This window comes from Nocardia sp. NPDC057668 (assembly GCF_042799795.1).
Classification (GTDB): domain Bacteria; phylum Actinomycetota; class Actinomycetes; order Mycobacteriales; family Mycobacteriaceae; genus Nocardia.
Window position 1 is genome coordinate 73,018 of sequence record NZ_JBHVIC010000001.1, and the last position, 12,354, is coordinate 85,371.

13 protein-coding genes are annotated in these 12,354 nt (G+C 66.0%); 5 read left to right on the forward strand and 8 right to left on the reverse strand.

What is annotated here, in order from left to right; translation table 11 throughout:
- The first annotated feature begins 103 nt into the window (after positions 1-103).
- Complete coding sequence (locus ACFVBH_RS00350; RefSeq protein WP_379001534.1) at positions 104-1,804, forward strand: MFS transporter; 1,701 nt, start codon at positions 104-106, stop codon at positions 1,802-1,804.
- 4 nt (positions 1,805-1,808) lie between these two features.
- Positions 1,809-2,306, forward strand: coding sequence for a MarR family winged helix-turn-helix transcriptional regulator (locus ACFVBH_RS00355; protein ID WP_378998414.1), 498 nt, complete (start codon positions 1,809-1,811; stop codon positions 2,304-2,306).
- A 63-nt stretch (positions 2,307-2,369) separates the two neighbouring features.
- On the opposite strand, the gene ACFVBH_RS00360 is transcribed toward ACFVBH_RS00355, so the two are convergent.
- Together ACFVBH_RS00360 and ACFVBH_RS00365 are read right to left on the reverse strand one after the other, a co-directional pair.
- Entirely contained in the window at positions 2,370-2,597 is a 228-nt protein-coding gene (locus ACFVBH_RS00360) for a hypothetical protein (protein ID WP_378998416.1), read from the reverse strand.
- Between the two features lie 107 nt (positions 2,598-2,704).
- Positions 2,705-3,163, reverse strand: coding sequence for a VOC family protein (locus ACFVBH_RS00365; protein ID WP_378998418.1), 459 nt, complete (start codon positions 3,161-3,163; stop codon positions 2,705-2,707).
- Between the two features lie 173 nt (positions 3,164-3,336).
- Between ACFVBH_RS00365 and ACFVBH_RS00370 the strand changes: the two genes are divergently transcribed.
- Positions 3,337-3,726 (forward strand): hypothetical protein, encoded by a 390-nt coding sequence (locus ACFVBH_RS00370; protein ID WP_354989033.1) that lies wholly within the window; start codon positions 3,337-3,339, stop codon positions 3,724-3,726.
- A 16-nt stretch (positions 3,727-3,742) separates the two neighbouring features.
- On the opposite strand, the gene ACFVBH_RS00375 is transcribed toward ACFVBH_RS00370, so the two are convergent.
- The gene (locus ACFVBH_RS00375; RefSeq protein ID WP_354989032.1) at positions 3,743-4,954 is read right to left on the reverse strand and encodes a pyridoxal phosphate-dependent aminotransferase; all 1,212 of its coding nucleotides are present in this window, start codon (positions 4,952-4,954) and stop codon (positions 3,743-3,745) included.
- Between the two features lie 92 nt (positions 4,955-5,046).
- On the opposite strand from ACFVBH_RS00375, the gene ACFVBH_RS00380 reads away from it, so the two are divergent.
- Positions 5,047-5,625 carry a helix-turn-helix domain-containing protein gene (locus tag ACFVBH_RS00380; RefSeq protein WP_354989031.1) on the forward strand — a complete coding sequence of 193 codons (579 nt, stop codon included), beginning with the start codon at positions 5,047-5,049 and terminating at the stop codon, positions 5,623-5,625.
- A 1-nt stretch (position 5,626) separates the two neighbouring features.
- Here the strand turns inward: ACFVBH_RS00380 and ACFVBH_RS00385 are convergent, their stop codons facing one another.
- Together ACFVBH_RS00385 and ACFVBH_RS00390 are read right to left on the reverse strand one after the other, a co-directional pair.
- Entirely contained in the window at positions 5,627-6,055 is a 429-nt protein-coding gene (locus tag ACFVBH_RS00385; RefSeq protein ID WP_378998422.1) for a CBS domain-containing protein, read from the reverse strand.
- Between the two features lie 89 nt (positions 6,056-6,144).
- The gene (locus ACFVBH_RS00390; protein ID WP_378998424.1) at positions 6,145-7,764 is read right to left on the reverse strand and encodes a dihydrolipoyl dehydrogenase family protein; all 1,620 of its coding nucleotides are present in this window, start codon (positions 7,762-7,764) and stop codon (positions 6,145-6,147) included.
- Between the two features lie 109 nt (positions 7,765-7,873).
- Here ACFVBH_RS00390 and ACFVBH_RS00395 point away from each other — a divergent pair, with 109 nt between their 5' ends.
- A complete protein-coding gene (locus tag ACFVBH_RS00395) occupies positions 7,874-8,521 on the forward strand; it encodes an NUDIX hydrolase (protein ID WP_378998426.1) in 648 nt (215 codons plus the stop codon).
- 749 nt (positions 8,522-9,270) lie between these two features.
- Here ACFVBH_RS00395 and ACFVBH_RS00400 read toward each other — a convergent pair.
- From ACFVBH_RS00400 to ACFVBH_RS00410, 3 genes are all read right to left on the reverse strand, one after another.
- On the reverse strand, positions 9,271-10,752 hold the full coding sequence (locus tag ACFVBH_RS00400; protein WP_378998428.1) for a DUF222 domain-containing protein: 1,482 nt from the start codon (positions 10,750-10,752) through the stop codon (positions 9,271-9,273).
- 338 nt (positions 10,753-11,090) lie between these two features.
- On the reverse strand, positions 11,091-11,282 hold the full coding sequence (locus tag ACFVBH_RS00405) for a DUF1059 domain-containing protein (protein ID WP_354986758.1): 192 nt from the start codon (positions 11,280-11,282) through the stop codon (positions 11,091-11,093).
- Positions 11,283-11,412: 130 nt separating this feature from the next.
- Positions 11,413-12,321: a LysR family transcriptional regulator gene (locus ACFVBH_RS00410; protein ID WP_378998431.1), complete on the reverse strand. Its 909-nt coding sequence runs from the start codon at positions 12,319-12,321 to the stop codon at positions 11,413-11,415.
- Between the last annotated feature and the right edge of the window lie 33 nt (positions 12,322-12,354).

The window sequence follows — 12,354 nt, forward strand, 5'->3', positions numbered from 1 at the left end:
TGAATGAGTTGTTCGTACTGCTATCTCTTCGGGAGGCGTTGTGTCCGCCACCACCACCGAGCTCGACACCGGTGATGTTCAGACGATCCGCCGGCGGCGGCGGATGGACCATGACCATCCGCGGTACAAGTGGGTGGCGCTGGCCAACACCACGCTGGGCATGTTGATGGTCACCATCAACTCCTCGATCGTCATCATCTCGCTGCCCGCGATCTTCCGCGGTGTGGACCTGAATCCGCTCTCACCGGGGAACGTGGGCTACCTGCTGTGGCTGCTCATGGGCTTCCTATTGGTATCCGCGGTGCTCGTGGTGCTGTTCGGGCGACTCGGGGATATGTACGGGCGCGTGCGGATCTACAACCTCGGATTCGTCGTGTTCGCGATCTCGGCGGTCGCGCTGTCGCTGGTGCCGTTCACCCATGACGCGGGCGCGCTGTGGCTGATCGGCTGGCGCGTGGTGCAGGGCGTCGGCGGCGCCATGCTGATGGCCAACTCGGCGGCGATCCTCACCGACGCGTTCCCGGTCGAGCGCCGCGGCTTCGCACTGGGCATCAACCAGGTTGCGGCGGTGGCGGGTTCGTTCCTCGGACTGGTGATCGGCGGCCTGCTGTCGGAATGGCACTGGAAGGCCGTGTTCTGGGTGAGCGTGCCGTTCGCCATCGTCGGCGCCATCTGGTCGTACCGCGCGCTGCACGACATCGGTCAGCGCACGCCCGGAAAGCTGGACCTGCCCGGCACCCTCACCTTCGCGCTCGGCCTGACCGCCCTGCTCACCGGCATCACCTACGGCATTCAGCCGTACGGGGATTCGAACACCGGCTGGGGCAATCCGTGGGTGATCGGTTCGGTGCTCGGCGGTTTCGCGCTGCTGGCGCTGTTCTGCGTGATCGAGAGCAAGGTCGACGCGCCCATGTTCCAGCTCTCGCTGTTCCGTTCGCGCGCTTTCGGATTGGGCAACGTCGCCGGGCTCATGGCCTCGATCGGGCGCGGCGGGCTGCAGTTCATGCTGATCATGTGGTTGCAGGGCATCTGGCTGCCGCTGCACGGCTTCGACTACGAGGTCACCCCGCTGTGGGCGGGCATCTACATGCTTCCGCTGACCCTGGGATTCCTTGCGGCGGGACCGGTTTCGGGCTGGCTGTCGGACCGCTACGGCGCGCGCTCGTTCGCGACGCTGGGCATGTCGGTGATGGCGCTGACCTTCGTGCTGCTGGTCGCGATCCCGGTCAACTTCAACTACTGGGTCTTCGCGGGCATCATCCTGCTCAACGGCCTGGGCTCGGGCCTGTTCACCTCGCCCAACACCGCCGCGGTCATGAACGCGGTGCCCGCGGACCAGCGCGGTGTGGCCTCGGGCATTCGCGCCACACTGCTCAACGGCGGTATGGCGCTGTCCATGGGAATCTTCTTCTCCCTCATGGTCGTCGGCCTGTCCTCACCGCTGCCCGGCGCGCTCGACTCCGGACTCCAGGCGCAGGGCGTGTCCCCGGAGGTCGCCGCCGACGCGGCCGGCCTGCCCCCGGTCGGCAGCCTGTTCGCGGCGTTCCTGGGGTACAACCCGATCGAGGAACTGCTCGGCCCGAGCGGCACCCTCGAACATCCGGGCGTGCAGACCGAAGTCCTGACCGGTCAGGAGTTCTTCCCCAACCTGATCTCGGGCCCGTTCCACTCCGGACTGGTGGTCGTCTTCCTCGGCGCGGCACTTATGATGCTGATCGGCGCGGTGGCATCGTGGTTCGCCGGCAACGGGAACGCTCCCGCGGAAGCCGCCGAACTCCGCGCAGCCGACCGCGCGGGAATCTGACCCCATGATCGAGGAGGCCACGCTGTCCGCGCATTCCGGTATCGCCGACACCGAACTCAGTGCCGCGGACACCGAGCAGCTCAGCGAGGCCGCCGATCTCTATCACACGATCGGCCGTCTGCTGCGATTGCTGCGGCATTCCGGGGATCTGGGCGCGCTCAGCCCCGGCGCCGCGTCCGCGCTGGCCTCCCTCGCTCGATCCGGGCCCATGCGGCTCAGCGATCTGGCCGGTGTCGAGCGCGTCAGCGCGCCCACGATGTCGCGGGTGGTGACCAGTCTGGAGAAGTCGGGCTACCTCACCCGGGACGCGGATCCGGAAGACGGCCGCGCCCAACTGCTCTCGGCGACCCCGGCGGCGCACGATCTGGTGACGGGCCTGACCTCGGCGCGGATCCAGCGCTTCGCGGCCGCCATGGATCGGCTCGAGCCCGAGCAGCGCCGGACGCTGCTGTCCTCGCTGGGCACGCTCATCGAAGCGCTGGACGAGGATTCGCCCGCCTGAGCGGGTCCGCGTCCAGGCACGAAAATCGATCGCGGGCGAACGAATTCGGCCCGTCGAGCGATTTCAGAACAATGTGTCAGCCGAATCGCTCGAATGCGACGGCGCACCGCGTGGGCGCTCCCCCATGCGCTCGATGACCTCCGCGTCCAGAATCGCGCCGATCTCCCCCTCCAAAACCTCGGCGCGCGTCTGCAACTCGACGACGTCGGGTTCGGTGATCGTCTCGGCCTCGAGCTTGAGGTACACGCACGACAGCGCGGATCGCAAATTCTCGAGTTCGCCGGGGCCCACGATCGTTCACTCTAGAACGCGGCCGAACGACAGCCGGCGGCGACACCGGCCGCCGGCGGGTGCGGTGCGGGCAGCACGCCCGCACCGACCACCGTGCCCCGATCCGGTTACGCGTTGTCGTACGCGTCCTGCAAGGTCTTGATATCGAGCTTGGACATGGTGCGCATCGTCGTGTTGACCGCCATGCTCCGGGCCGGTTCACCCGACATCAGGGTGAACAGCGCGGACGGGACCACCTGCCAGCTGAGCCCGTACTTGTCGGTCAGCCAGCCGCAGGGGCCGGGCTCGCCGCCGCCGGCGGTCAGCGCGTCCCACAGTCGATCGACCTCCTCCTGGGTTTCCACGATGACCTGCACGGACGCCGAATCGTTGAGCGGGTGACCGGGTCCGCCGTTGAGCAGCGTGATCGAATGCCCGGCGAGCTCGAGGGTCACCACGAACGGCGAGCCGTCCGGGCCGGGGGTGGAGGAGGTGACGGCGGAGTTCGGAATCGCGGCGACGTAGAAATCGGCGGCCTCCCCGACGTTGGCATCGAACCAGAAGAAGGTGTTGACGGTGGTGCTCATGATGGGCTCCTCGCGATGTGGTGAAGCTGTTGTCACCTATCGGTCGGAGCCGGTTTCGCGTCTTCTACCTATCTCGGAAATTTTTCTCGAAATCTTTTTCCGGCGCTGTCGGTGCGACCCCATAGGGTGGGAGTCGGCCGTGTAGGGAGCGGCCGGCGAAGGCGGGTAGTGCAATGTCTTATGACGCTGGGGATCTGTGGGCGATCATTCGAGCGGCGGAGCTGGTCAGGGATTCGCACGAGGCGTATCTACTACGCCTGCGATTCGCCGACGAGCTGCGCAAATTATGGGCCAACGATTTCTCCGGCAGTGCGGGCCGCGAGCTGATGGAGGTGCTGGAACAGGCGATGCGGGCGGTGAACGCGGCCGGCTATCGCACCGCCCCGCCCCCGGATCGCCGGGTCGAATCGGTGGTGGACGATCCCACCGCCGATCCGGGTCTGCGGGTGTTGCAGATGAACTCCGCGACCACCAGAGCCGTTGAGCCCGAACGCGTCTACGGCCCTTGGCGCGTGCGCCGCCGGGAACGGTCCCGCGAACGCGGGCTCGGCCGGGAGCGGTGAGAACGCCCGTGGCCCGTCACTGCCGGTAGGTCGCCAGGAACCGCCCGATGCGTTCGATGAACGCCTCGAGATCGTCCGCGTGCGGCAGGGTGACGATCCGGAAGTGGTCGGGCTCGGGCCAATTGAAGCCGGTGCCCTGCACGATGTGGATCTTCTCCTGCAACAGCAGATCGAGCACGAACTGCTCGTCGTTGTGAATGGGGTACATCGAGCGGTCGATGCGCGGGAACGCGTACAGCGCACCCTTGGGCTTCACGCACGAGACGCCGGGAATGGCGTTCAGCGCCTCCCACGCGCGGTCGCGCTGCTCGTGCAGCCGGCCGCCGGGCCGGGTGAGGTCGAAGATGCTCTGGTGCCCGCCGAGTGCGGCCTGAATCGCCTGCTGGGCAGGGACATTCGCGCACAGGCGCAGGCCCGCGAGCATGGTCAGGCCCTCGAGGTAGTTCTGAGCGTGCTCGGTGGGACCGGATACGACGAGCCAGCCCGAGCGGAAACCGGCCGCGCGGTAGGACTTGGACAGACCCGAGAAGGTGAGCACCAGCAGATCGGGGGCCAGGGTCGCGGTGCAGGTGTGGTTCAGGCCGTCGTACAGGATCTTGTCGTAGATCTCGTCGGAGAAGACCACGAGATTGTGGCGGCGGGCCACCTCGAGGATCTCGCGCAGCACCTCGGGTGAGTACACCGCGCCGGTCGGATTGTTCGGGTTGATCAGCACCAGCGCCCGCGTGCGATCGGTGATCTTGGATTCGATATCGGCCACATCCGGGAACCAGTCCGAGGACTCATCGCAGATGTAGTGCACGGCCCGGCCGCCGTTGAGCGCGGTGGCCGCGGTCCAGAGCGGGAAATCCGGTGCGGGAACGAGGACTTCATCGCCGTTCTCCAGCAGCGCGGTCATGGCCATCATGATCAGTTCGGAGACGCCGTTGCCCAGGTACACGTCTTCGACGTCCACGCCCTCGAGCCCGAGGGTCTGGTAGTACTGCACCACCGCGCGGCGGGGCGAGAGCAGCCCCTTGGAGGAGGAGTAACCGCTGGAAACCGGCAGGTTGCGGACCATGTCCTGCAGCAGATCCGCGGGCGCCTCGAAGCCGAAGGGCAACGGATTGCCGGTATTGAGCTTCACCACGTGATGACCCTCGGCCTCGAGCCGCGCGGCATGCTCCGCGACCGGTCCGCGGATCTCATATGACACACCCGCGAGCTTGCTCGACTGCTTGACCTGCATGGACGTCCCTTCTCGATGCGCTTGTCACACACCTTACTTGGATTTTCCAAGTTTGCACTTGGAATTTCCAAGCGAGTGGTTACAGTGGAAGCGTGCCACGTCGAAGCTACGACCACTACTGCGCGGTCAGCCGCGCCCTCGAACTCGTGGGCGACCGCTGGAGTCTGCTGGTGGTTCGCGAACTGTGTTCGGGCCCGCGCAGATACAGCGATCTGTTCGCGGATCTACCGGGTATCAGCACCGATATGCTCGCGGCCCGGCTCAAGGAATTGGAGCGCGACGAGATTCTCGTGCGCCGGCGCGTCGGGCCGCGCGCGGGGACCGCGCTGTACGAGCTGACCGAATCCGGTGCGGCACTGCGACCGGCACTCGACGCGCTGTCGCAGTGGGGCGCACCACTGCTGGGCGAGCGCCGGGCCACCGATGCCGTGCGAGCGCACTGGTTCGCCCTGCCACTGGGACGCGCTGTGGCCGAACAGCTTCCGGAGGGAATCGTCACGGTGCACATCGGGGAGACGACACTGCACTACGTGATCACCGGTGGTGGCATCACGCATTACGACGGACCGGCCGACTCGGCGGATCTGGAACTGCGCCTGGATTTCGCGGCCGCGGCCGACATCGCCACCGGAGTCCGCACGCTCGCCGAGGCGGCGCACGGACTGCCGTGACTCATCCGTGCAGGTAGCGCACCAGGTGCTCGCGTTCGTTCTCCAACTCGGAGATCTGGTTCTTGACCACATCGCCGATGCTGACCACCCCGACCATCCGGCCATCGGCCACGACCGGCAGATGCCGAATGCGGTGCTCGGTCATGGTGGCGTTGAGCGTTTCCACGCGATCGTCGGGGGAACAGGTGTGCACGACAGCGGTCATGATCGCCGAGACCGGCCGATCGAGTAGCCCCGCACCATCGAGGTGTAGTCGCCGCACGACATCGCGCTCGGAGGCTATGCCGGTCAGGACCACACCGTCCGCGGAGACCACCACCGCGCCCACATTGTGTACCGCCAGTACCCGCAGCAGTTCGCGCACGCTCGCATCGGGTGCGATCGTGATGACGCCGGGTCCTTTTCGACGCAGTATCTCCGAGATTCGCATATGTCCACCGCCAGTTTCCTCGGACCATCGATGTATCTCAGGATCCCGCTTTTACCTGCGCTTGAACATCAACGATTGCGAATTGATGCCTAACTCGACGGGAGTGCATCGAGTGCGGCTTCGATAGCGCGGTGAAATGTCGGATATGCGTAGATCATGGTGCGGAGAGTGCTGGTCGGGACCTCAGCGTGCACGGCGAGCGTGAGAGCGGAGAGCACTTCACCACCGGTGGGACCCATGGACGTCGCGCCGACGAGCACACCGCGATCGGCATCCTCCACGAGCTTGATGAAGCCCTCGTTGCCGACCTTGTGAATCCAGCCGCGCGTGCTGGCGGGGATGTCGTATTTTCCGACGCGGACGGTCAAACCCGCCGCTCGCGCCTGTTCTTCGGTCAGTCCGACCGATCCGACCTCGGGATCGGTGAAGGTCACCCGCGGCACCGCCCGATACTGAGCGGTCTCGCCGGACTCACCGAGAATATCGGCCGCCGCGATCCGCGCCTGATACATCGACATATGTGTAAAGGCCCCGTGCCCGGCGACATCGCCGATCACCCAGAGTCCATCGGCAGCCCGCATGCGCTCGTCGACGTCGATCGACTTCGCGTGTTCGTCCAGCCCGAGCACGCCGATGCCCAACGAGGCGAAGTCCGTCCGCCGTCCCGTGGCGACCAGCAACCGCTCCCCCCGCACCGGCTCGCCTTCGCTCATGGCGACGGTGAATTCACGCCCGTCGTACTCGACACCCGCGGCGCGCGCACCACTGCGCACGGTGATGCCCTCGGCCTCGAACACCTCCGCGAGCAGTGCACTCGCCTCCGGTTCATCCTGCGGCACCAGCCTTTTGGGCACGACGATGGTGACCCGAACCCCGAACCGCGCGAACAATTGCGCGAACTCGGAGCCGACCGGCCCACCACCCAGCACGATCAGCGATGCGGGCAATTCGGTAACCCGCACGGCTTCGCGATTGGTCCAGTAGGGCGTATCCGCCAGCCCCGGCAGCGGCGGCACCGCCGGCGCCGTTCCCGGATTGAGCACGACAGCCCGAGCCCGGAAAACTCGCTCCCCCTGCTCGGTCGCCACGGTCACCTCCCCGGGCGCGGAAATCCTGCCCCACCCCCGAACGAAGGTCCCACCCGCTTTCTCGAACCGCTCGACCGCGGCCGAATCATCCCAATTATCAGTGGCCTCATCCCGAATCCGAGCCGCCACCGGCCCCCACTCGGGCTTCACAACGGCTTCCCCCGCAAGTTCGTTCACCCGCCCGGCCTCGGCCAGCGCATCCGCCGCCCGAACCATGATCTTGGTGGGCACACAGGCGAAGTAGGGACACTCTCCGCCCACCAACCGTCCTTCGACTCCCACGACATTCAACCCACCGCGGGCCAACCGAGCGGCGACATCCTCCCCACCCGGTCCCATCCCCACCACAACCGCATCGACAGTCTCCACCGACATCCCGCCACTCCCTCTCCGCATTCCGTCCCGTTGCCCCACCAGCATCACCCCAACCTTCGCTCCCCGCACCGACCACCCCGGCACGTCGCGCCCCCGGATCTCCGTTCGCACTTGACGCGACTTCGCACGGAGTGTCCGGAGGTAGCCGCGTCGGGGCCGAATCAGTGTGGTGCGCAGGGGTACAGGCTCAGCCGTGTGTCTGCAGCCGGACTCCCTAGCGGGGCGAGTTGTGCCGCGAATCGCCACACATCACGGAGTGCCATCGTCGTGCGCCACGTTCGGCACTGGTGCGCGATGAATCGCGGGAGTGGGACGTGCGTTGACGGTGAGTGGCAGCGGGAATTAGGTTCGGCTGGTGCCGGTCGAAGAGGACAGTTGCGGATACCGCTGGAGTGATGTGCCCGCTGACCAGCTGCGAGCCGAAGTGGGCGAAGCATTGCGCACATTTCCGCGACGGTCCATCGCAGCGGATGGCCGGCGGCCCGCAGCAGTGTTGATCGCGATCGTGGAGCAGGACGGGCAACAGGGAATCTGGCTGACCGAGCGATCGCCGAGTCTCCGCGCACACGCCGGTCAATTCGCACTGCCCGGCGGCAAACTCGATCCCGGCGAGGACGCGATAGCGGCGGCACTGCGTGAGCTGCACGAGGAGCTCGGTGTGCTTCTTCCCGACTCCGCGGTTCTCGGGCTGCTCGACGACTATCCGACCCGGTCCGGCTACATCATGACGCCGGTGGTGGCTTGGGCCGAGAATTCCCCGGTTCCTATTCCCGACCCAGCCGAAGTGGCTGTGCTGCACTGGATCCCGATGTCTGAATTGGATGTCGAGCCTCGATTCACGGATACTCCGGGCTCTGACAACCCGGCGATCAAGCTTCCTCTGCTCGGGGGGCATCTTCATGCGCCTACCGCTGCGATCCTCTATCAGTTTCGTGAAGTGGTGTTGCGGCACCGTCATACTCGTGTCGACCACTACGACCAGCCTCGGTTCGCTTGGGAGTGAGTGTGTGGCGGGGCTCGGGTTCGCGTGGGTAGTCGCTGATCGCCGTGGGCGGGTCGTTGATATTGCGGTCTCAGCGCTACCGGGCTGATAGGCGGGATCGGGATTGTGGATGCGTTGCCGGGTTTCGGGCTATCGGCGGGATGGGTAGCTGGTTGCCGTTGACAGACGACTGGATAACGACATACCAGCGGAGTTGGCTAGGGAGGTCGGGCTGCGGTTCCAGCCCCCTCCTGGAGAGCAGCCTGGATAACGAGAACCAGCGGAGTGCGGTGGGGAGAGTCGGGCTGCGGTTCCAGCCCTCCCGGGGCAAAGCAGCCTGGATAACGGAGGCCCAGCGTGGCCGGGTTGGGAGCCTCGACGGCGGTACCAGCCCTCCCGGGCCGATAAACGGGATCCACCACCGGCGGGGGTACGAGCACGCCTCGAATCGATTACCGCTCACCACAATCACCCTCGGAGGCAGTACCAGCATTCAGATATGACGGATCTTTGTCTGTAGATCTCGAGAAGGTTCCCCCGGCCATCCAGCCAGGCTGGGAGGGCGAAAGCGCTCCCGGCTGGGGAGCCGAAGTCGGGTACGGCAGGCGAGGTAACCAGCACTGCCTCGTTGTTCTTGCTTGTTCTCCCGAACCCCGCCGGAAGATGAAGGGTGCGTGCGGGTCTCGGCTACGTCGGCCACTGGAGTGAACACCAACGCCGCTCTTTGGGGTTGGGTTTGGGGGTTTGGGTTTCGGCTGGAGGGCAGTGCTCTAGCAGAGTCGCCGCGTCGGGATACCCGGCACACCCGAAGGACTCGGCACACGCGGGTGATGACTGAAATTCACCCGAGGTCTACGAGCGGGATCAATATGCGGTGGTGGTATCCACCCGGTCTTGCCCGGATGCTCCGAATCATCGGGCATCACTATCGTTTTCCAGCCATTCGGGCCGGTGTTCACCTGTGCGTGGCAGGCATCGCACGCGAACGTCAGATTCTCGATGTCCGTTTCGCCACCATCAGCCCACTCCTTGATGTGGTGGACCGCCGAGCGGGTGGCGGGGGCGTCGCACCCGGGGCGCGTGCAGCCCCGCTCGACCGCGGTGAGTGCCAGGCGCTGCTCTGCCGAGGCCAGGCGTTGACCACGGGACAGGTGCAGTGGGCGGCCGTTGGCATCCACGATCACCAGATACGGGGTCGACCGCGCGGCCAACGTGATCGCTTCGGTGATCGAGAGCGTGCCACCGGTATTCGTGGTAGCCAGCCCGGTACGCTGCTCGAGGTCGGTCAACCGCATGGTGACCACGGTCGAGACCGGCAGCCCCCGGTGATACCCGAGCTTGGTGGGTCCCATGTCCGGGTGCAGGAACCGCAGCAGCGCATCGTGATTGCGTTGCGCTTCGGAGCGGTGATCACGCTTGGCAGCGGCCCGCAACACGTTCCGAGCGGCGACGGTGGCAGCATCGGCGTCACTGTCGTCGGTTTCGGTTTCGGTGTCGATCCCGAGTTGTGCGGTGGTGTGCGGGCTGTCCGGGTCGTCGGGGTTGCACATGCCGGGTCGCGCGAACTTGGCGAACATGGGCAGGAACACCGCACCCAACTCCGGGGTGAGCAACCCCGAGATCGGGAACATCCCATCCGCGCGCTGGCGCCCGATGCAGATGCCGCGCATCCGCTGACGGTCCTTGTCGGCGGTCAACACCCCATCGGGGTCGGCGTAGGCCAGGACCCGGACACCGAGTTGAGTCACCTCTTTGGGGTCACCGAGGCATGCGAAGTCGGTCAGGGACTGTTCGGCGAGTTCCTTCAATTTCGGTTCCACGCTCGCGGGGATCCGGTCCAGAACTTTCACGATCGCTTGCACGTGCTCGGCGGAGATCTCCCCGGCGCGCTGGGCGGCGGCGATGTGCGGGAACACCGGTGGGCGCTGAACCGATCCTTCGGACACGGTGGACAGCCGGTCGGCGTTCCGCACCCGGGCAGCCGCGTCGAAGTGGGAGATCCGCAGCGTTTGTTGCAGGAACACGATCAGACTCTTCACTCCGGCCTGCGTGTTCAACCCCCGCACACCGCATTCGAGGACGAAGCGTTGCTTCACCGCTTCGAGCATGCGGAAACTGGTCTCGAGTTCCTGCATCTTCTCGATGAACTCGGCATCGGCCAACGAGAACAGAGGCGATTCGAGCAGGTCTTCCACAATGGCAGCGTGCGCGGTGACACTCTGCGCGATGGTGGTTTCCCCTCCCGAATTCATACCCCTATTCTACTCCTCAATAGCAAGCAGATATAGCCCAATTCAATTGTGATACAACAATATTCAGACTTGTAAGCTGTTCAGAAACCCCCGATTTCGGCATGCCCTATCCGTGAAATCCTAGAATCCAGAAGTGCGGGAATTCGAACACCACATCACGCACCCCCTTGGCCGATCGCAGGCAGCGCCGCACGAATACAACTTCTCGATTGCCAGTCGGCGGCCCATATCCCGGCACCCGCCGCCGCACTACCCCCCCACCGCGGACCTTCGAGCCCTGCGGTTGCAGGCGCGGACTACGAAAAGGCCCGCGCAGCCCAATCAGCGACGGTTGATCCTCAAACCACCGCCGCCTCGTCCTCGAGCATTCCGCGAACCTGTTCGCGCAGCTCGGGGGTGTCTTCGTGCTGGTGCACCGAGACCGCGTGGGCGGTAGCGGCGGTGAGGACCTCGTCCTCCTCGCCGGAGATGGTCAGGGTGCAATTCGAATCGCTGGGGAAGCGACGGCAGTCGGCTACTTTTCTGGGCATGGGACCCACCTCCTGAGAGAGATCAACTGCTGTCTTCACGGTAGACCCGTTGATGCGTGGCGGGAAGAACCGTGCAGGTAACGGGGGTTGCTCGCCCAGGCGGAGCCGGTGCTCGGAGAGCGGCCGGGACCTACGTGCCCGGAGTCGCGACGGCGGCGCGGAGGGTTTCGCGGAGCCAGCGTTGGGCGGGATCGGCGTCGAGGCGGGCGTGCCACGTGAGGCAGATGTCTATTTCGGGGAGTGCGGCGGGGATCGGGAACCAGCGGAGGGAGAGGGTGCGTTCGTATTGCTCGGCGAGCCGTTGCGGGACCAGGCCCACGTAGGAAGTCGACGAAACCAGAAGTGCCGCAAGTGCGGAGGTCGGGACCACGGCGGCCACATGGCGTTGGAGACCTTCGGCGGCCAGGGCCGTGTCGAGGGGTCCGTGAGCCCGGCCGCGGCGGGAGGCGGACACGTGGGGGTGCTTGCAGATCTGGGCGAGGGTCGGGCGGCGGTGGCGGCCCAGCGTGCTGTCGGCTCGCACTATGCCGACGATGTTCTCGCGGTAGAGGACGGTGGTGTGGATGTCGGGGGCCGTACTCGCACCGGCGCCGATGTCCAGGTCCACCGAACCGTCGCGGAGGGCCTCGGCGCTCTCGTTGCCTTCGGGGACGAAGCGCAGGACCACGCCCGGCGCGAGCGCGGCGGTCGCTTCCACCGCCGCCGTCACCAGGGTCGCGGCCACGCCGTCGTTGATGCGAATCGCGAAGGTGCGCTTCAGGGTTGACAGATCTATCTCGCGGTCGGCGCTGATCAGGGCCGACGCCTCCTCGAGCAGCGAGCGAACTCGCGGCGCGGTGCGCAGGGCGAACGGGGTGGGAGCCATGCCGCGCCCGGCGCGCACCAGGATCGGATCGCCCATCCCGCGGCGCAGTCGGCCGAGGGCTCGACTTGTCGCCGGAATCGAGAGGTTCAACTGGTCGGCGGCGGCGGTGACGCTGCCCTCCTGCAACAGGGCGTCGAACACCCGGAGCAGGTTCAGGTCGAGCTGCTGGGGCATGGTTGCATCGTACGCAATCAGTAATTGTCAAAG

Coding starts and splice junctions, on each gene's coding strand:
- ACFVBH_RS00350 (WP_379001534.1), top strand. CDS start 104: ATGGACCATGACCATCCGCGGTACAAGTGGGTGGCGCTGGCCAACACC.
- ACFVBH_RS00355 (WP_378998414.1), top strand. CDS start 1,809: ATGATCGAGGAGGCCACGCTGTCCGCGCATTCCGGTATCGCCGACACC.
- ACFVBH_RS00365 (WP_378998418.1), bottom strand. CDS start 3,163: ATGAGCACCACCGTCAACACCTTCTTCTGGTTCGATGCCAACGTCGGG.
- ACFVBH_RS00370 (WP_354989033.1), top strand. CDS start 3,337: ATGTCTTATGACGCTGGGGATCTGTGGGCGATCATTCGAGCGGCGGAG.
- ACFVBH_RS00375 (WP_354989032.1), bottom strand. CDS start 4,954: ATGCAGGTCAAGCAGTCGAGCAAGCTCGCGGGTGTGTCATATGAGATC.
- ACFVBH_RS00385 (WP_378998422.1), bottom strand. CDS start 6,055: ATGCGAATCTCGGAGATACTGCGTCGAAAAGGACCCGGCGTCATCACG.
- ACFVBH_RS00400 (WP_378998428.1), bottom strand. CDS start 10,752: ATGAATTCGGGAGGGGAAACCACCATCGCGCAGAGTGTCACCGCGCAC.
- ACFVBH_RS00405 (WP_354986758.1), bottom strand. CDS start 11,282: ATGCCCAGAAAAGTAGCCGACTGCCGTCGCTTCCCCAGCGATTCGAAT.
- ACFVBH_RS00410 (WP_378998431.1), bottom strand. CDS start 12,321: ATGCCCCAGCAGCTCGACCTGAACCTGCTCCGGGTGTTCGACGCCCTG.